Origin of the sequence: Rosistilla ulvae (assembly GCF_007741475.1) — a bacterium.
Lineage (GTDB): Bacteria > Planctomycetota > Planctomycetia > Pirellulales > Pirellulaceae > Rosistilla > Rosistilla ulvae.
Window position 1 is genome coordinate 1433262 of sequence record NZ_CP036261.1, and the last position, 24772, is coordinate 1458033.

Sequence of the window (24772 nt, forward strand, 5' to 3'; positions counted from 1 at the left end):
GATCCGACCATGATCGTCAGCACATTGGCGGTGAATAACAGCAGCGGGGCGGTCACTAGAAGGTCTGCATTTCCTTGTCGCGACGCGCTTCTCGCCCCTTTGGCCTCGTCGAAATCAGAGAGCAAAGTCGAGTTTGTTTTCGCCAGCCTTGACGTCTGCAGTCAGTTCAGTCTGCGTGTTGTATTTGCTTGGCAGCATCTCTTTCTTGGGGCGGTTGGGTTCACCGATATCCAATGTCGAAATCTGGACCTTGTGGTGGCCAACTTTCGCTCCCATGCTGTCGCCGATGTAGTTGAGTTCATACTGCCCTTGAGCGTCGGTCACTCCCGATGACGGCCGTCCATTGTCCGGAACAAACGTCACTAACAAGCTTTCGACTGGCGCGCCATCTACGGAAACTACGCCGGTGACGAGCCCAAGATCGGGCTGATCGCTCGGGCCGCCGCACCCGGCGAGAAGCAAGGCAAGTACCGCACATAGTGCGGTCGAAGCAGTTAAAACTCTCATGATCAAATCTCAGTGTGTAGATAGAATTCGATTGGCAATGACGAAGCGACGGTCACCCGTTACGGCGTAGCTTTGCCGTAAAATTCATGTAGGGCTTTGGTGAGAACTTCGCCGGTTTTCAGCGTCTCGTCGAGACTCATAATGTGGCCGCCACCTTCGCAGCAAAAGGCGGAGACTCCAAATTGGATAAACGTTCCGCTGCACCAAGTTGTTGGAGTCAGCTTCATCGACATGGCGCTGTACATTTTTTTGAATTGCCCGTCACGATCCGTCGCGGCCAAAATATCGCGAAGTTCCGTCCAGGGGCCCACCTTGGTTCCCATGTCACGACCGGGACGGACCATCGGTTCGACCAGCGGACCATCCCATGTGTGCATCGACCAAGTTGTAGTGATTGGAGTTTCCGAAGCCATCAAGCTTTCGAGGTCGCGTTGAACGACAAACGACTCGAAGGCCTGTTCCTCGACCCCCGACCCCTTCGACGAATAGGAGCGGTTCATGTCGCGGCCCTGCGTGTTAACGCGACCTAATCCTGAAGCGGGACCGTCGACGTTCATCTGCACCACGAAATGCCATACATGCTTCTGCCGGCATTCGGCACCTGCGTCGCTAAGTAAATAACGGATCATCCCGACCATCCGCCACTGGGCGTTATATTCATAGCAGTGTTGGTTGACGAAGTGATGCGCCCAGCGTTTCTCTGGTGGCATGGGACTTTTAGGGTCGGTGATCGTCAATCGATAGATCGTTCTTCCCTGCACCGACTTGCCAATTTCATGCAACTGGGCATCGGAATGTTGCTGGAAATCTTTCAGCAACGCGACACAGTGCTCGTAGGACAGCGGAACTTCACCACCGACATAGATTTTGTCTTGGGTGAATTCGGGAAAAACTAAGCTTACAAATGTCTTGCCATCGCGCTCCGTAACCTTGCGTGGGACGGGATTCCAATTTTCCCGATCCGCCGACCAACTGATGAATCCTCGCACGCCCTTTTCATTCAGTCCCGACTCGTTAGCGGGAACTTCTAAATCGATCTGCAGCGTGTTTCCTTTTGCGTTGCTCTCGATGATGAATTGCACCATGTTTGTCCAACGCGGTTGTTCGGGAACGGTTTTCAGACGGATCAAGAAGTGATTACTGCCGAGTTGCTTAAGCGAAGCACCTTCAGAGCCGTATTCACCTTCAAAACTGAAATCACTGACTTTCAGCTCTGCAGCAACTGCCTGAGTGGACAGACTGCAGAGCAGTACTGCGACTGCGGCCAATGATAAATGCGGAGTTTTCTTTTCGAACATGTCTATAACTTTCATTTCCTGTTTCGCCGGTTGCAACGGTGACGCAGCAGCCTGACCGGGCCGTGAGTGATCGAGCGGACAGTCAACCGATATACGACGGTATGAAGTCGCCGATGCGAGTGGGGGGGGGATTTAGGTCGTGGTAGGCACTGGCGTTTCATGCGCAGCGGCAGCTTCGAATACGTAGTTGGACATCGAAATGAAATCGAAAACGGGTAATCCCGTCGCCTGGCGAATCGCGTTCGCAAACGGTGGTAGATCGGTACATTCGAGCACAATTGCACCGACCTGTGCCTGTTGGGCCACGCGGGACATAAGCCCAACAAGATCCTCGCGAAACTGCTCGATATCGATCTCTTCTTCCGGAGCTCTAAAGATCTTGTTCCATTGCTCGTTCTCTTCCAATCCGATCACTTGCAGGCCGTGCATATCATGCACACCGACGCTTGCAAAATGACGCGATGTCAACGAACTGCCGCTGGCCGTGACAACGGCCAGCGTTTTGCCGGGCCCAAGCATCGCACGGGCAAATGGGATCTGCAGAAGGCTGGATGTGAAGACAGGCACGTCCAATGCGGCAGCGATTTCTTGCTGGAAGATCGCGTTAAATCCACAACTGGTCGTGATCGCTTTGGCACCAAGTTCGATCAACTCCTGTGCCGCCGTAATCATTGCTTGCACTATCCGAGGATCGGGCGACAGAACAACCGACTGCAAGTTGGCTCCTGGCACTCGACGAAACAACACCGGATAGCTGTAGGAATCCGCGTTGGTGCTGTTGCCAACCAGCGTTTCCAGCTGCTGAAGCCCTCGGGGGCAACCCGCTTGCTGCCAACATAAAACACCCAACGCACTGTTCATAATCGATCCTCGCACTAATATTCGCCAATCACCTTGCCATCGTTGCGGCTGGCGAGATTTTCATAGGTGCGACCGTCGATGTTCTCTGTGATGAATCCAACCGATCCATCGGCCTTCACAAAATGTGCGCCGCCGGGATGAAAGCTGCTGAAGTTTGCGGTACTCGCCCAGCTTGGGTTGGTCCCGGAAGTCGCATTGATCAGCGTCCCGATCCGAGCGTCAAAGTAGACGCCACCCCATCGATTGGGGCCATAATTTCCGACCCAAACGCCGGCATTTTTGTTCAGCGACTCCACTTCCCCAACGGCAAATGTATTGCTGAGTCCATCCAGGATGTCACGGAAACGGACCTTGCTGTTGCCAGCAAAAAGCCCATTAAACTGCGAACTTTTTGCATTGGAATCATGGTAGCCGCCTCCTGCACTAGAGGTCGAAAAACCACTTCCAAACACGCCGACGTAGTTGGTTTTCGCATGTCCACCACGCTTCGTGTTGATGCTGGGGCCAGGATCCGACGGACATTCGAAGACAGACAATGGCGTGGTCGTCTGCACGGTCGTCACTGTTTCGGTGGTGCTGCCGCGATGTTCATCCAGTGACTTCGTATTGACTTCCAACGCGTCAAACAACGGCGACTGTTCAATTGCAGGCAGGATAAAAACCGACCAGCCCCAACCCGCTTTCGCGCTCGACTGCGAACTTGAATGATCGATCAGTCCTGGTGGAAGTTTTTGATAAGTGTCGTGGTAGTTGTGCAGCGCCAGTCCAATCTGTTTTAAATTGTTCGTGCAACTCATCCGTCGAGCGGCTTCACGAGCCGCTTGCACAGCGGGAAGCAACAGTCCAACCAAGATTCCGATGATGGCAATCACCACCAACAGTTCGACAAGCGTAAAACCCCGTCTTTGGGAAGGGCAGGAGCAAGGAACACGTTTGCAGGTTGTCATTGGCATACCTAAATAGTTCGTCGGAAAACAATGGATAGACACATCCGCAACCTATACAAATCCGTTTGGTTTGCGTGACGCATGAATGCGAGTTCGTATCGCTAACTCGCCTGGACAAATCAGAGCAGTCGATGTTGCAAGCTTAGGATTGCAAGTCCTGCATTACAATGATAAATTTGCGCAAAGCGATAGCCACTTTGCGCACGTGAAGAACTTTGGGAATTTTGCCAAAGACCGTTTCTCATATAAGCATCTGCAAGTACTCTCGCTCTTACACGATGCTTCTTTAATTGCCTTGAGCCGACGCAACGATGGCAGAACAGCAAACCGATCCTGTACCATTTCGCGGTGAGCGCTCGGTGGCGATTTTGTTTGATCCGGAAGGGACCTGGAGCCTCGCCGCGATTGAAGGTATTGCCGAATACGCCAAGCGACATGGAGGCTGGAGGTTGTTGTGCGCGCCGCGAGATGCACAAGGCAAGCTGCAACTGCCACCCGGTTGGCGAGGCGACGGGATCCTGTCGCGGTTCCTTTCGCTGCAGGCGCGTCGTCAGCATTTGAGCTACAAGATTCCAATCGTTGACTTAGAAACCATTACCCCCGGAACCTACAATCCGTTGATTGCCAATGTCGTAACGGATGACGAAGCGCGTGCCGACTTGATCGTCAAACACCTGCTGTCGCTTGAACGCGACAAACTCGCTTGTTTCAATCCCCCCCACCCACAGTACTCCCAAAAACGTTTTGAGCAGGTTCAAAAGAAATTGCGAGAAGCGAGGCAGACGTGTGAACTGTTCTGGAAGTACCGCGACAAGACGTGGTTCAAACACGACTGGGAGACGCAACAGGATTTGATCAAAACCTGGCTGACGAAACTGCCACCCAAAACGGGCGTGTTTGCTGCCGATGGCCGACAGGGACGCCTGATCACCGAGTGGTGTCACTTCTTAAAGATCAGTGTGCCCGACGATGTCGCAGTTCTCACGGGAGACGATGACGGCCTGTTGAGTTCGATTTCCAGCCCACCATTGTCTGGAATCGTGTTGGCTGCAAAGCAACACGGATTTGAGGCTGCGGCAATGCTTGACCAAATGATGGATGGTGCCGATGCACCTCGGGAACCGATCCGCATCAAGCCCTTGCATGTTGCCGTTCGCCAATCGACAGACATTTTGAAATACGAAAGCCCGGAGATCGTGCAAGCGATCCGTTTCATCCGCCAGAATGCCAGTTTGGGAATCAACGTCTCGGATGTCTTGAATCACATACCGATTTCTCGACGCTCGCTGGAACAACAATTTCTTGAGACGATCGGCCATACGCTGGGACACGAAATTCGAAAAGTTCGATTTGAACAAGCGCAGACGCAACTGGCAAACACCGACATGACAATCGAACAAATCGCAGCATCCTGTGGATACTCCAGCGCATCGCAATTGTGTCGCAGTTTCCAAAAGACGCTGGGTGAAACGCCACTTTCCTACCGCAAACGAATGCAACACTAAACCCTTTGCCAACAAGACAGAGCAACGAACGAGGAAACGTTATGCAAATCGCTATTTTGGGTTCGGGCAATGGTGGTTGCGCCATGGCCTTTGATTTTTCCCAGCACGGACACACCGTGCGGATTTTCGACTTTGAGCAGTTTACGGAAAACACGACCGCGATCAGTCAAAATGGCGGCATTCACAGCGAAGGCCAATTGGAAGGTTTCGCGGCAGTGGACTACGCCGGAACGGATCTCGCCCACGTGCTCGATGGAGCGGAGATGATCTTTGCGGTGGGGCCGGCATACAGCACGGGGCCGTTTGCCGACGCATGCAAGCCGCACCTGCGATCGGGGCAAATGGTTGTGATCTGCCCCAGTTCCTGCGGCGGCAGCTTCGAATTTGTCAAAGCGTCCGGGATCGATCTGGAAAACGATGGGATCATTGTCGCCGAAACGTCGACCCTTCCGTACGCTGTGCGAATCACCGAGCCAGGGAAAATCCGCGTCTTCCTCAAGCTGAAAGCTGGCGTTTTCCTGTCGGCCTATCCAGCCAAGCACACGGCTCAAGTGCTGAACCGAATCAGCGATGTCTATCCCTGCATCGCACCTGCGACCAACGTGCTGCAGACCAGCTTGCAGAACGGAAACCCGGTCATCCATCCCGCGGTCACCCTGCTGAATGCGGCGTTGATCGAACGAACCGGCGGCGATTTATTGTTCTACGAAGAGGGAGTCACGCCCGCCGTTGGACGTTTGATGGCTGCGATTGACGAGGAACGAATTGCGATCGGCAACAAGCTGGGGCTGAAGATCATTCCCGATCCGGAACTCGGCTGCCTGCAAGGTTACATGCAGGTCGCCAACTACGACGAAGGCTTCTCGACCGCCCGGGGGTTTGCGGGGATCAAGGCACAGCAAAAGCTCGACAACCGCTACTTCCAAGAGGACGTTGGCTTTGGTTTGGTTTTCCTGAAGTCCTTGGGGGAACAACTGGATGTCGATGTCTCCAACATTTCGGCGCTGATTCGGGTCGTCTCGGTGGTGATGGATCGCGACTATCTGGCCGAGGCACCGCGGACGATGAGCCGTTACGGATTGTCGAAACACTCGGCCGAGGAGCTGTCCGGGGTGTTGGCGTAACACCAAACAACCGACACCGCAGGTTCTCGGTGGCGGAACAGATTGCAACGAATGAAAGGCAACCAGCCTCGTGGGTACTGAATTAGAGATCGGATTTTTGTCGTTGCTGCCTGTCGTGGTTGCGTTGGCTGTTGCCTTTGTTCTGAAGGACGCCGTCCTGTCGCTGTTGTTTGGATCGATTGTCGGCGTCGTTTTGGCGGGCTATGACCCGATCACTGGGCTGGCCCATCTGCTGCGGGAATCGCTCGGAAACGACGACTTTATCTGGGTGATGCTGATCGAACTGTCGGTCGGCACTCTGATCGCGTTTTACATTCGCGTTGGGGCGATGCAATCGTTTACCGATTGGGCGTTAAAGAGAGTTCGCTCGCCGCGGTCAGCGACCGGTTTTGCGTGGATCTTGGGTGGTTGTGTCTTCTTCAGCGACTACTTCAGTCCATTGTTCAGCGGGCCGATCACACGACCGTTGACCGACCGCCACAAGGTCTCGCGGGAAATGCTTGCCTACATTCTCGATTCGGGCAGTGCGCCGATCTGCACCCTGATCCCGATCAGCGGTTGGGCGGTCTACATCGCCGCACTGCTTCAAGGTTATGGTCCTGTCGAAACGGCCGAACAGGGCATGGCGGTATTCATTCAATCAATTCCCTACAACATTTACGGTTGGCTGACCGTGATCATGGCGGGGCTAGTCGCATTCCGGCTCTTCCCCAACTTCGGACCGATGCGGAAAGCGGAGTTGCGGGCGCAGACAACGGGCAAGGTGCTCCGCGACGGCGCGACACCACTCACTGGAATCGAATTCGACATGATCCCGCCAAGCGATCGTGGCAAACCCAACCTGCTGCTCTTCTTCCTGATTCCGAATCTGATGATTGTCGGCATTTCATTGGGGACGTTTTGGTTCACCGGTTCGACAAAGATCCTCGAAGCGTTCCTGGCGGCGATCGCCTACATGGCAATTGCGATGTCGCTTGGCAAACACTTTACCAGCACGAAAGACGGCATGTCGGTGGCGCTCAATGGCATGAAAGCTGTCTTGCCAGCGGTTCTCATTCTGGCGGCAGCCTACTGTATCAATTCGATCTCGAAGTCCCTGGGGGCTCCCCAGTTTGTACTCTCGGCCGTCGAACCGTGGATGACAGCCAGCCTGTTGCCTCTGGTAACGTTTGGGACCGCTGCGTTGATCTCGTTTTTCACCGGCACGTCGTGGGGAACCTACGCCATCATGACTCCCTTTATGATGCCGCTGGCGCTCGCGATGGCGGGCGATGTCGTTTCTGGCAGCGTCCTTTTGACGATTGGATCGCTGACCGGAGGCGCGCTATTTGGCGACCACTGCTCGCCGATCTCCGACACCACCAGCCTGGCATCGTTTGGAGCGGGAGCGGATCACATGGACCACGTCACCACGCAACTTCCCTACGCGCTGCTGGTTGCGACGTTCGCCGCAGCGGCGTACCTGACACTGGGATATTGTTACATCGACGCGAGCTAAAGAACCAACGCCGGCCGCGCGATCGGTACTCAAGCCGCTGCTAACATGCTGCGTCCATTGAATGGCTAGCACCCGGAAAACGAGGGTGGGTGCGATACGTCACCGTCGCAGATTTCGTAAACGTGTCGCCTGGAGCCCGAGTCCGCGGCGGGGCAGCAGGCGAATTGTTGTCGTCGAATCTGGGGGCTGAGACGCGCGGGGACGCGTCGTTTTGCCGTTTCTTAGACCGTTTGCAGCCAGATCGGCTGAAGCCTTCACTCCGGCGCTAGGTCTGTGGATACAAATGATCCAGACACAACTGGGACCAGATTTCGAAATGGTCGCGTTGGCTGATCAGCTCCGCCAGCGGTGCGAAGCCCGAATCGACGAGCCCCGATTCGTTGTTCCGGACGTCAGCCGATTCCATTTTCATCAGATGGACGACCCCCAAGTGAACTCGGCCGACAGCGGTCGACGGGTCGTAGATCAAACCGACGACCTGTTCTTCGTACTTCGATTCGATCACCAGTTCTTCGTTCAATTCCCGCAGCATTCCGGTCCGATACAAGTCGCTGCTGTCGGCGTCTTCCGACGAGATGTGCCCGCCGATCCCAACGCTTCGCTTCGCGTGCAATCGCTTTTCCCCTTGGCCGCTGCCACGGGTGTAGCGAAACAGATGCACCTGGCCTTCCGCATCGGTCCACTCCAAGACGACATAAGGAATCAATTGCTTGAACGACGGATCCTCTTCCATCTGGCTGCGTGGTTGAAAGCTCAACTGGTCGCTCGCCAACAGCGGCTTCAGGTAGCGGTCGACATCGGGCTCAAAGCCTTCAAACGCTCCCAACGCTTCGATCACCGAAGTCGGGATAACAAGGATCTGCTCTTCTGTACTCATCGATTGATTCCTAACAATTGGATTGGTCGTGTCTAAATGATCAGCATCGCGTCGCCGTAGCTGAAAAAGCGATACTCTTCGGCGATCGCCGCGGCATACGCTTCCATGATCAGTTCGCGTCCGGCGAAGGCACTGACCAGCATTAACAGCGTGCTCTTGGGAAGATGAAAGTTGGTGAGCATGCGATCGACAGCTCCAAACTTGTACGGCGGGCGGACAAACAGATTTGTCATGCCAGTCCAGCCAACCAGTTGATCGTTTTCCGCGGCGACGGTTTCCAGCGTCCGGACCGAAGTCGTCCCGACCGCCAGAACGCGGCCGCCAGCAGCTCGGGCGGCGTTCAATTTCTCTGCCGTCTCGGCGGAGATGCTGGCCCACTCGTAATGCATCTCGTGCTCGTCGAGCGTTTCGGTTTGCACGGGGCGGAAGGTGCCGATCCCGACGTGCAGCGTGACCGCATGCGATTGAACTCCCTTGGCCTGCAATTGCTTCAGCAGTTCCGGAGTGAAGTGCAGCCCGGCCGTCGGCGCGGCGATCGATCCGGGATCGCGAGCGAAGACCGTTTGGTAAGTCTTCACATCGTCATCGACCATCTGCCCTTCGCGGATGTACGGAGGCAGCGGCACGCGGCCGAAGCGTTCCAACAATTCAGCCGGTTCGCCATCGCTACCCGGTCGCACGGCAAGGTGTCCGTCGGGCAGCCGGGCGATCACTTCCAAAGTCTCCACAGGTCGCGCGTCGCGATCTTCCAACGTGATCGATTCGCCGACCTTCAACTTGCCGCGAGTCCGGCTGAGGATCTCCCACAGCCCGGTCTCGTTGTCTTTGCGGACGAACAGTCCCTGCCAGCGGCCGCCGGTTTGCGACCGCCGCCCGACCAATCGCGCAGGGATCACGCGGCTGTCGTTGAAGACCATCACGTCATTCGGCTCGACAAGCGACGGCAGATCGCGAACGTAATGATGTTCGATCGATCCGCTGCGGCGGTCGACGACCATCAAACGGGCGTCGGCGCGTTGGGACAGCGGATGTTGCGCGATCAGCTCGCGGGGCAACTGGTAATCGTAGAGATCGAGTTCGCTCACAGGACTTGGCTTGGCTGGAGGCTTCCGTTGGCTGCGTTGGCGTGCCGCCCTGGCCAAGTTCTGGCGCAGTCCCGCCCGGCGGGACTGCTTGGTCTCTTATAAGAAAAAGGACCTAAGAATCGTCGTCGGGGCTGGAAGCGGTGGCACACAACCCCAACGAATCAAGAGATTTAGCAACCGGGATTAAAACGTGGTTTGTGTTTTACGTTGGGTTACTGGATACCATGCCTCGATCGCATCGGCAAGACGCTTGACAACCGCTGGGTTCTCCGCCGCCAGGTTCTTCTCCTCTGCCGGATCGGCGATCAGATCGAACAATTGCGGACGCCGCTCGGTCCGGGGATGGGTCGTTTGATACCGATTGACTTCGCCGTCGTAGGTCAGCAACAGCTTCCAACGCCCTTCGATGCACCAGCGATACAGCAGCGACGCCTCGGGATTTTCGATGTCTGCGATGTCGTGGGCGAAGCTTTCGCCGAAGATCCGCTGACGGTCGATCTTCTCGCCGCTCGTCATTTCAGGCATCAAGTTCAGCCCCGGCAGCCCCGCGGGCAATTCAGCTCCCGCCGCCGCCAAGACAGTCGGCACGATATCCAGGCTGCTGCACAGTTCATCCCGTTCGGCCGGCTTCAGCTTGCCCGGCCAAGAGAACATGATCGGCGTGCGAATTCCCCCTTCGTAAGGCGTCTGCTTCGATCGCGCCGCGTAACGTGAACTGTTGGGATCTTGAATCCAACCGTTGTCGGTGACGTAGACGATCAGCGTGTTCTCCCGCAATCCCTTCGCATCCAAATGATCGATCACCTGACCACATGTCTCATCGAACCAATCGCACATCGCATAATATTTAGCGACCGATGGGGGACGCCCAGCCTGCGTGTATTTGTCCAAGAGTCGTTTCGGTGGATTGTGGGGCGTGTGGGGCAGGAAGGGAGCGTACCACAGATAAAACGGCTTCTTCTCTTCGACTGCCATGTCGATGAATTCGGTCACCGGCTGCATCCCCTCGCGGCCGATCTTCAGTCCGTCATCGCCATGTCGACCGCCGGGCTGGGGAAAACCGCGAGTCATGCCGTGGGTGAACCCGCCGTGTTTGTAGTTGCCTTCCCACCATTTGCCCGACTGCATGCTCAAGTAGCCGTCGCGGCCGAGGATCTGCGGGACGGTAGGGAAGCGGTCGAGATAAGAGATCAGTTGAGCACGTTGCTGATTGTTTTCAGGTGTTCCAGGCTTCGAATATTTCGGCGATGGATCGTTCCCGGTCACGCCATGTTGCGACGCGTAGCGACCGTTGATCAACGTCAGCAACGAGGGACGACAGAGTGCTGTCGGCACGTAACCGCGCCGGAACAAGACGCTCTGTTTGGCAAGCCGATCCAGATTGGGCGTCTGGATTGCGTCGTGCCCCATAAAACTGTAGTCGCCCCAGGCTTGATCGTCGGAGATCAACATCACGATGTTTGGCGGAGTTGTCGTGTCGGCCGCGTGGCTCGATCGCGTCCAACCGATGCTGCAAACCGTGACAAATGTAAACAGTGCGAAGAAGATCGGCCGACGCCAATGGGGTTGAGGTTTCATGGATTGTGATTCTCGATGTGGGGAAATTTTCAAACAGCTTGAGAGCGCATCGGCAGTCGCCTTTCGCTCCGCGAAAGAGCGTTTGCTGTGCGCTCTTTCGCGGAGCGAAAGGCGACCATCAGCACAAACGACGACCTCGATCAGCCTGCAGTCCAATGATGGCTTTGGCCGGTCAATCGCTGCAGATCGGCAAAGTACTCGGGGTACGTTTTGGCGGTGCAGGCCGGGTTTTCGATCCGGATGCCGGGAGCTCGCAGCCCCGCGACGGCAAAGCTCATCGCCATCCGGTGATCGTTGTAGGTCTCCAGTGTAGCCGCTCGCAGCGGGCCTGGGGTAATTTTCAGCCCGTCGTCAAACTCTTCGATCGTCGCCCCCAACTTCCGCAATTCGGTCGCCAGGTCGGTGATCCGATCGGTCTCCTTGAAGCGGTTGTGCGCGACACCGTGGATCGTCGTTGGCCCTTCAGCAAACAGAGCGACAACCGACAGCGTTTGCACGGTATCGCTGATCTGGTTCATATCGACATCGATCCCACGCAGTGGGCCCTCGGCGGCGACGGTGATCCCGTCGGGTGCGTCGGTCACGGTGCAGCCCATCTTGGCCAAGCAGTCGACGAAGCCAACGTCTCCCTGCAACGCGGCCCGCGTCAGCCCTTCGACTTTAACCGTTCCACCAGACACAGCCGCTGCCGCCCAGAAATAACTGGCCGCCGACGCATCGGGTTCGATGTCATATTCGATCGCTTCGTAGACGCAGGGGGCTTGGACCGCGAAGACGCCCGGAGTCGTCTCGGTCACGTCGACGCCAAAGGAACGAATCACCGCCAGCGTCATGTCGACGTAGGGTCGCGACACAAGTTCACCCTCGACGTGGATTTCCAGCGGGCTGCGACTCAACGGCGCCGCCATCATGATGCCGCTGAGGTATTGACTGGAGACGTTCCCGCCGACCGTCACCTTGCCGCCCTGCCAACCCTGGCTGTCGATGAGAACCGGCGGGCATCCATCCCCTTGCTCGCTGCTGGCACCACCGCCGGTCTGATTGATCGCTGTCAACAGATCGCCGATCGGTCGCTGGTGCATGCGGTCGATGCCATGCAAACGGTAGCTGCCGCCGAGCGCGGAAAGCATCGCCGTCAAGAACCGGATCGTCGTTCCGCTGTTGGCGACATAGACCTCCGCCTTGTGCGACGCGTCGGACCCGCCGATCCCGCAGACGTCGGCAACGCGGCCATCGGGGCTGAGATCGATCCGCACGTCCAACTGACGCAGCGCATCGATCATCACCTCGGTATCCTCGCTGCGGAGAACACCTGTCAGATGCGTCGTGCCACGGGCCAGGGCGGCGCAGATCAGCGCCCGGTTCGTCAGACTCTTGGATCCCGGCGGGCGGATCGATCCGTTGACCTGACCGCTGGGTTGAACTTCGACAGTCGTTTGCGAGGACTCACTCATTTCGTGGCAATTTTCCAAAGTGCGTTTTCGGTGCGGGCATAGATCGCGTCGCCGGAGACAGCTGGCGAGGCGAGCATCGGGCCGTCGATCTTCGAGACCGCCAGCACCTCCGCATCGTCGCCGTTGTCTTTCACGACCGCGCAATTCCCTTTGTCATCAAATACAAACAGTCCGGCCTGCGTGGCGACGGGCGTCGCCCACTGCGATCCGATCCCCTTGATCCGCTGTTTCCACAACTGATCCCCGCTGGCCAAATCGCCAGCCACCAAGACCGATCCCTGAGCCAGGTAGATGCGATTGCCAGAGATCACCGGGCTGGCGCTGCGAGCTTTCAAGCGATCCGATTCCCACAAGGGCTTCGGTGCATCGCTCGTCAAATCAAACGCGCTCAAACCAGCCGTCGGGATGACCAGCGTCGATCCGGCAACCGAAGCCGAAGGCGTCGTCTTGCAATCGAGCTCGGTCTCCCAGATCACTTCTCCGCTGGCCGGGTCGACGATTGTCGCCGACTGAGAGCAGGAGAGGAACAGGGCCTGCCGCCCGCTGGGCAACGGAACCGCGATCGGCGAAGCGAAATTGGCGACCCGCAGCCGATCGAGATGCCACAGCGTTTGCCCGCTGTTCTTGTCCAGTCCAGCGACAAACGAATCCCCTTGGCATTCCAATTGAACCATCACGACGTCGTCGATCACCACCGGCGAACTGCTCATGCTGACGTCGCTGCCCGTCTTGGGATGATCGACGCCCAGCCCGCGATACCAAACGATTCCCCCCTCGCGATCCAAGCAGACCAGATCGCAAGAACTATAAAGAGCGAAGATCTTCTCGCCGTCGCTGGCTGGCGTCGGAGCGGCATTGGCGCTTGTCGGATGCGTAAACGGCCGGCCCAATGCCAACAGCGTCCGCACCCAAACGCGCTTGCCGCTGGCCGCATCAAAGGCTTCGACCGAGATGTCCCGTTCATCGATCCCGCCACAACTGGTCGCGATCACCAAATCGCCAACGACCAACGGACCGGCGATGCCACGGCCGACGGTCTCCGATCGCCACGCGATGTTCTTGTCATCTTCGGCTGAGAACTCCGCCGGCGGATTGGACTGCGGTGAGTCGGCGCGGCCGCCAAAACCGCGGAATCCCAACCAGTCGTCGCCCCATGCGGTCATCGGAATCAACAGCAGGCAGGCAGCAAAATGGATAGTTCGCATCGTATCGGTTTCCCTAAGCAGGAAGAATTGGATTGGATCGGAAAGTGACAGCGGCCTCGCCACCGCAAGGGCTCGCCGTCGATCGGTTTGCAGCGTCGCTTATTGCTCGAAATGCAGCGGGTTGCCATTGGGATCGGTGATCCGCAACTGGAACTCCCAGACCTGAGCCCACGACTGCGTTTGAGCGTTTTGGCAAACCTTAACCAAGACTGTGTTCTTCCCTTTTCGCAACGGCACGTCGGCGATGTACTGATCGACTCCCGTCCGTGCATGATAGACCTCGTTGGCCGTTGCCAATTCGCCATTCACCCAGATCTTGTTCGCCACGATGCTGCCCAGTCGCAGCTGAGCGGCTTGGTCGGCGGGGGATTCGATTTCGAAATAGCCGTAACAAACCGCAGCCTTCTCGTTTTTGAAGATCGGATTCAGATCCAGCATCCCCAGCTCGTCATCGGTCGCTTGCGATTGCCAGCTGACCTTGTCCAGCTTGCCCGCATAAGAGGTTTGCGAAACCGTGTGCTGCGGGCTTTCGAGGTACTCTTGCTCGGGAGCGTACGCGGTGGCAAAGCCGATGCCGTCGGTGTTGTCGAACGGCGCGACCAGCTGCCAGTGTTTGATGAAGCCCATGTGAGCGGCGAGGTCGACCGGATGTCCCGCCTCGCGAAGCGCCTTGGCGATCTCGGTCAGCTGGCCGGGATAGCGAGCCGATTGCAACGCCTGCTGGTACAACGCAACCCGCGCATCCCCTTCAGCTCCCTTGGCCGCTTGCAGGACTTTGGCGACAGCTTCGTAACGCAGCTGCAGACTCGGATCATCCAACATCCCATCGACGAGCGAATCGGCGAGCTCGGGATCGGCATCCTTTATTAGTCGAAAAGCGACGTAACGCGCGTCGCCCGATCCGTTGGTGTTCTTGATAAACGCAGCCAACGGCTGCACCGGCACCTGGCCGTTGTCAGCGATATCGGCGGCGATCACGCGCAACCAATTCCGTCCCAACGGCGTCGCTTCTTCGATCGCCGACAACACGTCGATCAAGCGGTCCGGCCCCAACTGGCTCAACCGCTTCGCCGCCGCGATCGCGTCGGCGTGCCCGGCCCCTTCGGGTCCAATTTTGCTGAACGCTGCCAAGTCGTGCTGCTGCCCGACACAGAGCGTCGCTCCGTGAATGAACAGTATTAGAGAGAGCGGGATCGAGGCGAGAGGCGACAGAGTCGCATTGCGGCGCCACTTTGACATCATCGGGAAACTCCAGAGTTCAGTGGTTCGCCCCAGGTGCAGCGGGCATCCCACAGATTTGTTTTTGCAGCGACCAGAACTCGCCGGGCTGCAATTGTAATCCTTCCCGGCAGCCGAAACACGTGGACGAAGCTGCTCGAAGCCCCAGGGCGAAACAGTTTTGTGCCCACACAAATCAGCCGCCACGCGATAGCATCCGGCTCTCCTGGCAACCGGAAGCAAATGCGTACTGGCTGATACCTCTAAATGGAACACGAGTTTGTCCTGACGGCTGCAGTCGACGCTTCCGTCAAAAACAAGAAATGTTTTCGTGGTCATCTAACCGCAAGCTTCTACAACGAGAGACAGACAGCAGCTGCAAACCCTACCGTCCACAGACTGTTTAAAAACGCCCGTTCTGGAGAATGAACTATGAGAACTCTGATCACCTGTGCAACCATGATCGCAATGACCACGATAACCTACGCCGGAGACAACTGCCGCAAACAACAGGTCGTCTGCTCGGGAACCGTGATTCACGTCGGCCCCGCCCAGCGGCTCGTCGCACACACACCAGTCGCCGCACCGGCGGCAGCAGCAACTGCTACAAAAGATATCGTCGACACGGCCGTCTCCGCAAAGAAGTTCTCGACGCTTGTCGCCGCAGTGAAAGCAGCCGGTTTGGTCGAAACATTAAAAGGAGACGGGCCATTCACCGTCTTTGCTCCCAACGATGAAGCGTTCGCGAAACTGCCACAAGGGACCATCGCCGACCTGCTGAAGCCCGAGAACAAAGCCAAACTCACAGCGATCCTGACCTACCATGTCGTCCCCGGCAAGGTGATGGCAGCCGACGTGGTGGGCGTGAAATCGGCCAAGACAGTCAACGGTAAAGAAGTCTCGGTGACCGTCGAAGGCAACACCGTGATGATCGATCAATCGAAGGTCATCGCCACCGACATCGTGACCAGCAATGGGGTCATCCACGTGATCGACAGCGTCCTGCTGCCATAAGGCGGGACTCAAAGGCTAAGCAAACGCCGCAGAGCCTTGCTGCCAACCTTCTGGCAGCAAGGCTTTTTTATCGTGAATACCCGAAGCTGGAATGAACCGATCGCACTTTCGGGCCGATTCGCCCTGCTGCATGAATTTGGCCGTTTCCGGTTGAAGCGTTTGGTCAAACCCAGCATCTTCAATAATCACGTAAAGACCAGTTCCCAGTTTTTGGCGCTGACAAACCTTGCGACCGCTGACGATCAAATCGTAGGAACGAACCGAATCAGCCCGGTCATCACGACAACCGAAACCGGAGAATCACGGATCTATCAGGGTCTCTCGCTGATGGCCGAAGTGCGACTCTTTCTATGCCCAAGCAAACATCCACCCAGCGGATGCCAGATCCACGAAGCCGCCCCTAACTATCCATATATAAGATGTCATCGCAAACGCGATTGCGACGAGGAAAGAGGAGCTTCCACGTGCTCGGCAGCCTCGATATGCCGTAATTTCAACGGCAGAACATGCGGGCAAGCCTTGCGGACAAAGCAGGTTTGGCAGCAAACGTCCTCTCCCCAATAGCGCGATTAGTTATTGCCGTTCTTCCCGTGACTTCTCATTTCAAGCCAACGCTTCAATGAACCTTGGCTTTCACCTGAAGGCTTACCGGAGAGAAGATTGTCGACGCTGATATCTTCATCGAGATCGGGCCAATGAAGACCTCGCCCGTTGCCGATCAACCGCCAGCGGTTGCGTTCGGCAATCGTTCCATGGACAAGTCGTGGGTACCAAGCAAGCGGAACCGAGATCGCGCGTCCGTCGGACAACTGCACCAACAAGATTTCGTCGTTGACCTTTGCAGAGGTAGCCGACGGACCTTGAGTTTCAACCGTTGAAATATTCATCCCAGCTATCCAGAAGTGCTTGTTGATTATCAGCGATCAGTTTTTCAAGCTTGTTCACTTCGCGGGGGGCAAAGCCATGACTTCGGGCAAGCCGCACGGGTTCAAGCCAAAATTTCGCTTCACAGACATCTCGTTCGACGTGAACGTGTGCAGGCTTATCTCGATCACCTGCATAGAAAAACAATCGGTACGGCCCGTTGCGGAAGACTGTAGGCATTACTCCATCATACGTCTCCGCTCCATCTACGGCAACGCAAACGCGATTGCGAACCAGGGCTAGCAAGAGTTTGTGTGGGGCGAATTAACGGGCACGCGATCGCGTCCGGTTCCCGTAGACAACCGGACGATATTGCGTGCCGACCGCTACCTCACATTGAAACACCGATTTGCCGTGGCTTACGAACCTTAGGGTCGGCATTCGACTGATAGCACTACTGACCCGCCGCCCAAGCGAGACCTTTGATCAGGGTGTCGAGAAAAACGGGATCGCCGAAGGTCTCGTTGGAGTGGCCGTAGGTGGTCCCGAAGACGCGTGCTTTGCCGTATTGGTTGGTCCAATAGACGCCATGCTCTTTGCCCGTCTTTTCGCTTGTCGATGTGGCGAGGATCGTCGTCCCGGGCCAGATCTTTTCGATCACATACAGCTCGTCACTCTCGCTTTTGTAATCGGCGGGAAAGCCGGCCATGATCGGATGCTCGGGCTTGACGACTTTGACGGGATAGTTGCTTTTGTGTTCGTGCTTGCGGCTGGTCACGCCTAAGAACTCTCGCCAGTCGTCGACATCGGCCGCGCGATAGGTGTGCATCGCGCAATGGATCACCACCGCGTTGACTCCCGCTTTGTGCGGATCGGTGATGCTGCGGATGTAATCGGGATCGGTCGTGTTGGCGAAACACTCGTTGTGAATCACCACGTCGAAGCCCTGCGACCAATCGACATTCTTATACAGATCGATCTCCGCAGTCGTGCCGGTGCCGCCATCGTTGACCACCGTCCACTGGACCTTCAGGCCCCGCTCGGCCGCAGCCAATTGGATCGCTTTGGCTTGGAAGTCGTAATCGTGGCAACAACCGCCGGTGACCAACAAGACGTTGATCGAACGCGCCGCCGCCGGCTTCGCGTCGTCCGCTCGCAGCCCGCCCAGGCTGGCCAGAGTGAAACTGACAGCCAGACAGAATAGGTTCGCTCGATTCAACATCGTCATCGATCTCCAGAATAGCAGTAGGTTGTCGCGCGGCCGGCGACGGAATTACGCCTCTTCCGTCGTCGCTTCCTCTTCGGCTGCGGGGGTCATCCGATCCCAAAAGCCTACGGTAAACAACACGAAGACAGCCGAGGCCAAAATCGCCGGAAAGATCCAATAGTTTTTCCAATCCTGCATCGCTGGCACGACATAGGCTGCCGTGTCCAATCCCTCTGGATAGCCCTTGTTAAACATGTTCATCAGGCTTTCCAGGAAGGTTGGCGTCGCCGCGTCGGCGCGAAGCGCGGAGATCTGTTCGGCAAGCTCCGGCCCCGGTGCGGCTCCATATTCACCGATCCGTGTTGGCAACGGAATGTTGGTGAAGGGGAAGTTGGCGCCAAACGCAAAGCGGAAACCGAAGAACAGCCCCAATCCCTGCGTCAAGAAAACGAGCAAGCTTTGCGCCTGGCCGCGGATCTCGCGTGGCGCTTTGTTGTCGGTGTACATGAATCCTGTCACGAAGAAGAAGTCGTAACAGATACCGTGTAGAGCAACGCCCAACAGCAACATCCAGGTGACTTGATCGGGAGCTCCCATCGCGAACAACAGATAACGCAGCACCCAACTGGCCATACCGATCATCAGCATCAACTTGACGCCCAACTTACGGAAGAAGAACGGGATCAAGATCATAAAGAAGATCTCCGACATCTGCCCCAGCGTCATCGTCGAACCCGGTTCGGTAAAGCCGGCGGCCCCCAGGTAAGCGGAGGTCTGACCATAATAATATCCCAACGGGATGCAGATCAGCATCGAACAGATCGCAAACACAAGGAACCCGGGACTCTTCATCATCCCAAAGGCATCCAGCATCAACAGCGATCGGAAGTCCAACGGCTTGTCCTTCGCGGGCGGTGGCGTGTGGGGCAGGGTGAAGCTGTACAGGCCTAGCAAAATGCTGCTGATCGCTCCCAACCAGAAGATGTTCAACGAATCGGACCATCCCGCGAATCCAAGCGTCAGCCCAGCAACGATCCAACCGATCGTTCCCCAGACACGAATCTTAGGGAAGTGGTTTTGGTCGGGAATGTGAGTGAAGGCGATCGTGTTGCTGAGTCCCAGCGTCGGCATGTAGCAACACATATAAGCGATCATCAAGCGGACCATCAACGTGCCATCCCCATCGGCAGCGATCGAGGGAAGCATGCACATGATCCCGCCGCCGATCAGCAGCAGGACTCCCATCACGCGCTCGGATGCGAAGAACCGGTCGGCGATCAGCCCCAGGAACAGCGGCGCGAAGATCGCCGCGATCGGAGCGCTTTCGTAGGCCCCACCAGTGAATTCCGCCAATCCGTTACTCCCCAAGGCCAGGGCCAGCGTTGCAAACCAGGCACCCCAGGCGAAAAACTGGAGGAACATCATGATCGACAATCGCGTCGTCATGTTCGACTGGGACGTGGGGGCGGCAGTGCTCATCGTGACACGAACTCCGTTGTGCAGGATCTCGGAAGGAGAGGGTAGGAGAGGCGAATCGCTGCAAAATCGCAGCGTTGCAAATCTTGGGAAGTGCCGATTCTAGTCCACCGCCGCGTCACGGGCACCCCCGCAATGCAATCATTCACCGCCCCCGCGGATCGCTCGTATAATGAACACCAAGCAAGACCAGTCGCCCTCCCCCCGTGGGCCGCGATGGCGAGCGACTCTCGGCGCGAATTCGATCCCAATTCTCGAGCAAGAAACTTTTAAATTCATCGCCGGCGCACTATAATGCCGAACACCCTCCCTGTGCCACAGCGTCAACGCTGACATGCCCACCGCTTTGCGAAAACCGAGCATATCATGAACAGACTGTGTTTTTACGTCATCGCTCTACGATTGGTTGTCACGCCGACTGGACTGCAAGCCGACGACGCTGCAGCTCCCGATGCCCAACATGTCGCCTTCTTTAATGAATCGATCCTGCCCGTCCTTAAGGAGCATTGCTTCAAGTGTCACGGCGGCGATAAGGAAAAAGGAGGCCTGAAACTCGATTCGCGATCGGCTCTGATCCGCGGTGGCGACAGCGGTTCGGGGATCGACATGGATTCACCCGAGCAGAGCATTTTGCTGGAAGCGGTCCGCTTCGAATCGTACGAGATGCCGCCGTCGGGCAAGTTGCCCGATGAGACGATCGAATTGATCGCCCGCTGGGTTGCGATGGGGTCGCCCTATCCAGCTGACATGATCGGCGACGACGACGCCCCGGTTCACGAATCTCCCGGCTCGCGCGTCACCGACGAGGACCGCAAGTTTTGGTCCTTCCAACCGATCCAAAATCCGCCGGTTCCAGCGACCGATGACGCGGACTGGGCGCGGACGCCGACCGATCGCTTCATCTTGAATCGTTTGGCTGAAAATGGACTGCAGCCCAATGGCGAGATCTCGCCGCGCGGTCTGCTGCGCCGCGTCTATTATGACCTGACCGGACTGCCTCCAAGCATCGAAGCGATCCAAGAATTTGAAGCCGACCCGAGCGACCTCGCTTATCAGAAGATCGTTGACAACTTGCTCGCTTCGCCCGAATACGGCGAGCGATGGGGGCGGCACTGGATGGATCTGGTTCGCTACGCCGAGACGAACAGCTACGAGCGAGACGACGCCAAGCCCGAGGTCTGGCGTTTCCGCGATTACGTGATCGATTCGCTGAACGCCGACAAACCGTTCGACGATTTTACTCGCGAACAGATCGCCGGCGACGAGATGGAATTTAAGCCGGAGCGTTTGGTTGCGACCGGTTACCACCGACTGGGAATCTGGGACGACGAACCAGCCGACAAAGAGCTTGCGTTTTACGACGACATGGATGACATCGTCGGGACGACCAGCCAGGTCTTCCTGGGACTGACCGTCCATTGCGCTCGCTGCCACGAACACAAGATCGATCCGATCCCGCACGCCGATTATTACCGGATGCTCTCCTTCTTCTCCGGCCTGAATCGGCTGGGAGTTCGCAGCGGCGATTCGGTCCGCCAGAACTCGCTGCGTCCGATGGTTCCGCCCAGCCAAGAGCGTCAATATACCGAGGCGAAGAAGCGTTACGAGAACGAGCGTCGCGAGCTGGAAAAGACGATTCGCGAGATCGAGAAACAGGTGCAGCCCGATTTCCAACCTGTCGAGCACGAGGACTTCGCTTACCAAATGAACCGCGAAGCGATCGTGGGCAAGCGGGTCGGCAAGCTGATCGACCAAGCGAAATACGACCAATACGTCGCTGCCCGGAAGCGGTTGGCCGAAATCGAGCGGAACAAACCCGCTGAGGTGGGAATGGCGTTGTGCGTGACCGAGATCGGTTCGCAAGCTCGCCCGACGTTTGTGCTGACGCGCGGCAATCCGCACGCGCCGGCCGATCCGGTGGAACCTGGCTTCCCCGAAATCTTGGGTGGCCAAACGCCAGAGATTCCTGCCAGTCCGAATCCTGAAACCTCGGGACGCCGAATCGTGCTGGCCGATTGGTTGGTCAGCGAAAGCAATCCGATGACCGCTCGCGTGCTGGCCAACCGGTTGTGGCAATACCACTTCGGCCGCGGGATCGTTCGCACCCCCAACGACTTCGGTTTCCAAGGGGCTCCCCCAACCCATCCGCTGTTGCTCGACTATCTGGCCAGCGAATTGATCCGCGCCGATTGGCATCTGAAACCGCTGCATCGGATGCTTGTCACCAGCAGTGCCTACCGGATGTCATCGGACAGTCGCGACGAAGCGGTTGCCGCCGATCCGACCAACGACTTCTTCTGGCGATTCGAATCGCGACGGTTGAGCGCCGAAGAGATCCGCGACTCGATGCTCGCCGCGACCGGCAAATTGAACCTCAGCAAGGGAGGCCCTAGCATCTACCCGATCATCGAAGCGGAGGTCCTGGCGGGCCAGTCGCGACCGGGAGCCGGTTGGGGCAAAAGCAGCGACGCCGAACGCGCCCGACGCAGCGTTTACATTCACATCAAACGCTCCCTCGGCGTTCCGTTGCTGATGAACTTCGACGCCGCCGATACCGATTTCACCTGCCCCGTCCGTTTTGCAACGATCCAACCGACGCAAGCGTTGGGGATGTTTAACAGCGATTATCTAGTGCGACAATCGTCCGACCTCGCCGATCTTGCAGAGCGTGAAGCTCCTGCGGGAGACGCTGCCGATCGCGTCGCGGCGGCGCTGCGACGCGTGCTGCAACGCGACGCCAGCGAACAAGAGATCGCCTGGGGCGTCGAACTGATGCAACGTCTGCGATCCGAACACCAGGTCGACCAACGCCGCGGCTTGGAACTGTTCTGTTTGGTCGCCTTGAATTTGAACGAGTTTATCTATCTGGACTGACACGCGTTTGACTGCTGACGAATCTTCCGCGACGCACCCACCGAAGCGTGGTCCCTCGACGCGGAATCCACTTTCACGCCCCTCCTGCTAACAGGCTCTATCCGATGACAACCAACAACGAATTCTGCCGTCGCACTCGCCGTCAAGCTCTTTGGGAAATGGGCTGCGGCTTCACCGGAACCGCATTGGCCACGATGCTTGGCGACTCGTTCCTGGGAACGCAATCGGTCGCTGCCGACGGCAAGACGGCATGGGAAAATCCGCTCGCCCCCAAGCAACCGCCGCTGCCTGCAAAAGCCAAGTCGGTGATCTTCCTGTACATGTATGGCGGCCCCAGCCACATCGATACGTTTGATTACAAACCGGCGATGAAGGGGATGGACAACAAGTCGATCGAAGTCAAAACGTTTGGTCGCGGTGGACATAAGAACAAAGGCCGGATCGTCGAACCGCGTTGGGACTTCAAGCAGTACGGCGAGTGTGGCAAGTGGGTCAGCGATCTGTTTCCCAACTTGGGAACCTGCGTCGACGACATCGCGTTCATCCATTCGATGACCGCCGATTCGCCGATCCACGGGTCGGCGATGCTGCAGATGAACAGCGGCCGAATCCTCAGCGGCAGCCCCTGCCTGGGATCGTGGGTCAATTACGGCCTGGGAACCGTGAATCAAAACCTGCCCGGGTTTGTCGTCATGTTAGACCCGCGAGGCGGACCGATCAGCGGCGCGAAGAACTGGAGCAGCGGTTTCATGCCGGCTCACTACCAAGCGACGGTGATGAAGAGCAACGGATCGCCGATCCTGAACCTGAAACCGCAAGCCGGCATGACCGACGCGTTGCAACGCGACTTGTTGGATACGATGCGGAAGTACAACGAACAACATCAAGCGGCGCGGATCGAAAACACCGATCTGGCAGCAAGGATCAGCAGTTACGAACTGGCTTATCAAATGCAAGCCGCCGCTCCCGACGCGGTCGACCTCTCGAAAGAAGACGCCCGCACGATCGACGATTACGGGATGAACGATGAAAAATCGAAGACCTTTGGCAAGCAGTGTCTGATGGCGCGGCGGCTGGTCGAACGGGGCGTCCGCTGCGTGCAGATCTACAGCGGCGGCGCTCACAACGACGACAACTGGGATGCCCACAACGACATCGCCGTCAACCACAACCTGCACGCGGCGGAGACCGACAAACCGATCGCCGCACTGCTGAAGGACCTCAAGCAGCGCGGGATGCTCGATTCGACACTGGTCGTCTGGGGTGGCGAGTTCGGCCGCCAACCGACCGCTGAATACGAGAAGGGAACCGGCCGGGATCACAACGCCTACGGCTTCACGATGTGGATGGCTGGCGGCGGGATCAAGGGGGGCGTCAGCGTCGGCAAGACCGACGAACTGGGAGCCGCCGCCGTGGAAAACCGCTACCACGTCAAGAACCTGCACGCCACGATCCTCGACCGCCTGGGATTCGATCCCAACCACCTGACCTACTTCTTCGGCGGGCTGGATCAAAAACTGGTCGGCGTCGAAGGAGCCGAACCGATCCACCAAGTGCTAGCCTAGCCAAGCCCGCACCAACCAACGCGGCCACTCGCCGTTCTCGTTTAACCGCAATACCGTTCAACGAAGGAGCCTCGGACCGTCGAAAGAATTAGCGGCGGGATGTAGTGGACGAGGTTACGAGTCCCAGCGATTTGGCCTGACGCAAAAGGACTCGTAACCTCGTCCACTACGCTTCGTTGAACGGTATTGCGTTTAACCGCGTGGGCAACGCCCCACGCGGCTGGCAACACAACCTGCAACTCTCGCAGACCGACAGTACTGAGTGTCCAGCGCTCGCCCCAGAAAAACGCGCGGCCCGATGGGCACGCGGTTAAACGAATGCGAATTTTACCAACACGGCCACTCGCCGTTCTGGTTTAACCGCGTGGGCAACGCCCCGCGCGTCCGACCACTTGGGCTGCAACTCTCGCAGCCGACGGTACTGAGTGTCCAACGTCAGCCCCAGAAAAACGCGCGGCCCGATGGGCACGCGGTTAAACGAATGCGAATTTTACCAACACGGCCACTCGCCGTTCTGGTTTAACCGCGTGGGCAACGCCCCGCGCGTTCGACAACCTGGGCTGCAACTCTCGCAGACCGACAGTACTGAGTGTCCAGCGCTCGCCCCAGAAAAAC

Annotated in this window: 21 protein-coding genes; 6 read left to right on the top strand and 15 right to left on the bottom strand. The window is 57.4% G+C overall.

Annotated features, from left to right (window positions below; translation table 11 throughout):
- Window positions 1–114: 114 nt before the first annotated feature.
- The 4 genes from EC9_RS05195 to EC9_RS05210 form a co-directional block, all read right to left on the bottom strand.
- Entirely contained in the window at window positions 115–507 is a 393-nt protein-coding gene (locus tag EC9_RS05195; protein ID WP_145342963.1) for a carboxypeptidase regulatory-like domain-containing protein, read from the bottom strand.
- Between the two features lie 59 nt (window positions 508–566).
- On the bottom strand, window positions 567–1820 hold the full coding sequence (locus EC9_RS05200; protein WP_145342965.1) for a M14 family zinc carboxypeptidase: 1254 nt from the start codon (window positions 1818–1820) through the stop codon (window positions 567–569).
- A gap of 117 nt (window positions 1821–1937) precedes the next feature.
- Window positions 1938–2666, bottom strand: a complete 729-nt coding sequence (locus EC9_RS05205) for an aspartate/glutamate racemase family protein (RefSeq protein ID WP_145342967.1) — start codon at window positions 2664–2666, stop codon at window positions 1938–1940.
- 14 nt (window positions 2667–2680) lie between these two features.
- Window positions 2681–3619 (bottom strand): DUF1559 domain-containing protein, encoded by a 939-nt coding sequence (locus tag EC9_RS05210; RefSeq protein WP_315852312.1) that lies wholly within the window; start codon window positions 3617–3619, stop codon window positions 2681–2683.
- A gap of 305 nt (window positions 3620–3924) precedes the next feature.
- On the opposite strand from EC9_RS05210, the gene EC9_RS05215 reads away from it, so the two are divergent.
- The 3 genes from EC9_RS05215 (at window position 3925) to EC9_RS05225 (ending at window position 7740) form a co-directional block, all read left to right on the top strand.
- Complete coding sequence (locus tag EC9_RS05215; RefSeq protein ID WP_145342971.1) at window positions 3925–5118, top strand: substrate-binding domain-containing protein; 1194 nt, start codon at window positions 3925–3927, stop codon at window positions 5116–5118.
- A 41-nt stretch (window positions 5119–5159) separates the two neighbouring features.
- Window positions 5160–6242 (top strand): NAD/NADP-dependent octopine/nopaline dehydrogenase family protein, encoded by a 1083-nt coding sequence (locus tag EC9_RS05220; protein WP_145342974.1) that lies wholly within the window; start codon window positions 5160–5162, stop codon window positions 6240–6242.
- Window positions 6243–6312: 70 nt separating this feature from the next.
- Window positions 6313–7740: a Na+/H+ antiporter NhaC family protein gene (locus tag EC9_RS05225; RefSeq protein WP_145342976.1), complete on the top strand. Its 1428-nt coding sequence runs from the start codon at window positions 6313–6315 to the stop codon at window positions 7738–7740.
- 265 nt (window positions 7741–8005) lie between these two features.
- On the opposite strand, the gene EC9_RS05230 is transcribed toward EC9_RS05225, so the two are convergent.
- From EC9_RS05230 to EC9_RS05255, 6 genes are all read right to left on the bottom strand, one after another.
- Window positions 8006–8617, bottom strand: coding sequence for a phosphoesterase (locus EC9_RS05230; RefSeq protein ID WP_145342978.1), 612 nt, complete (start codon window positions 8615–8617; stop codon window positions 8006–8008).
- A gap of 32 nt (window positions 8618–8649) precedes the next feature.
- Window positions 8650–9702, bottom strand: a complete 1053-nt coding sequence (gene queA, locus EC9_RS05235; RefSeq protein ID WP_145342980.1) for a tRNA preQ1(34) S-adenosylmethionine ribosyltransferase-isomerase QueA — start codon at window positions 9700–9702, stop codon at window positions 8650–8652.
- 183 nt (window positions 9703–9885) lie between these two features.
- Window positions 9886–11280, bottom strand: coding sequence for a sulfatase family protein (locus EC9_RS05240; protein WP_145342982.1), 1395 nt, complete (start codon window positions 11278–11280; stop codon window positions 9886–9888).
- Window positions 11281–11420: 140 nt separating this feature from the next.
- Window positions 11421–12734 carry a 3-phosphoshikimate 1-carboxyvinyltransferase gene (gene aroA / locus EC9_RS05245; protein ID WP_145342984.1) on the bottom strand — a complete coding sequence of 438 codons (1314 nt, stop codon included), beginning with the start codon at window positions 12732–12734 and terminating at the stop codon, window positions 11421–11423.
- The gene (locus tag EC9_RS05250; RefSeq protein ID WP_145342986.1) at window positions 12731–13939 is read right to left on the bottom strand and encodes an outer membrane protein assembly factor BamB family protein; all 1209 of its coding nucleotides are present in this window, start codon (window positions 13937–13939) and stop codon (window positions 12731–12733) included. Before EC9_RS05250 ends, aroA begins: the two co-directional genes overlap by 4 nt.
- Window positions 13940–14038: 99 nt before the next feature.
- Entirely contained in the window at window positions 14039–15181 is a 1143-nt protein-coding gene (locus EC9_RS05255; protein ID WP_145342988.1) for a hypothetical protein, read from the bottom strand.
- A gap of 444 nt (window positions 15182–15625) precedes the next feature.
- On the opposite strand from EC9_RS05255, the gene EC9_RS05260 reads away from it, so the two are divergent.
- Entirely contained in the window at window positions 15626–16171 is a 546-nt protein-coding gene (locus EC9_RS05260; RefSeq protein WP_145342990.1) for a fasciclin domain-containing protein, read from the top strand.
- Between the two features lie 15 nt (window positions 16172–16186).
- Here EC9_RS05260 and EC9_RS05265 read toward each other — a convergent pair whose 3' ends face one another.
- The 5 genes from EC9_RS05265 to EC9_RS05285 form a co-directional block, all read right to left on the bottom strand.
- Complete coding sequence (locus EC9_RS05265; protein WP_145342992.1) at window positions 16187–16417, bottom strand: hypothetical protein; 231 nt, start codon at window positions 16415–16417, stop codon at window positions 16187–16189.
- A 323-nt stretch (window positions 16418–16740) separates the two neighbouring features.
- On the bottom strand, window positions 16741–17058 hold the full coding sequence (locus tag EC9_RS05270) for a DUF2442 domain-containing protein (RefSeq protein ID WP_145342994.1): 318 nt from the start codon (window positions 17056–17058) through the stop codon (window positions 16741–16743).
- Window positions 17039–17275, bottom strand: a complete 237-nt coding sequence (locus EC9_RS05275; protein WP_145342996.1) for a DUF4160 domain-containing protein — start codon at window positions 17273–17275, stop codon at window positions 17039–17041. Before EC9_RS05275 ends, EC9_RS05270 begins: the two co-directional genes overlap by 20 nt.
- 214 nt (window positions 17276–17489) lie before the next feature.
- Window positions 17490–18263 (bottom strand): ThuA domain-containing protein, encoded by a 774-nt coding sequence (locus tag EC9_RS05280; protein WP_246105963.1) that lies wholly within the window; start codon window positions 18261–18263, stop codon window positions 17490–17492.
- Between the two features lie 45 nt (window positions 18264–18308).
- Complete coding sequence (locus EC9_RS05285) at window positions 18309–19721, bottom strand: MFS transporter (protein ID WP_145343000.1); 1413 nt, start codon at window positions 19719–19721, stop codon at window positions 18309–18311.
- A 363-nt stretch (window positions 19722–20084) separates the two neighbouring features.
- Between EC9_RS05285 and EC9_RS05290 the strand changes: the two genes are divergently transcribed.
- Together EC9_RS05290 and EC9_RS05295 are read left to right on the top strand one after the other, a co-directional pair.
- Window positions 20085–22592 carry a PSD1 and planctomycete cytochrome C domain-containing protein gene (locus tag EC9_RS05290; protein ID WP_145343002.1) on the top strand — a complete coding sequence of 836 codons (2508 nt, stop codon included), beginning with the start codon at window positions 20085–20087 and terminating at the stop codon, window positions 22590–22592.
- A gap of 104 nt (window positions 22593–22696) precedes the next feature.
- Complete coding sequence (locus EC9_RS05295) at window positions 22697–24157, top strand: DUF1501 domain-containing protein (RefSeq protein WP_145343004.1); 1461 nt, start codon at window positions 22697–22699, stop codon at window positions 24155–24157.
- Window positions 24158–24772: the final 615 nt, after the last annotated feature.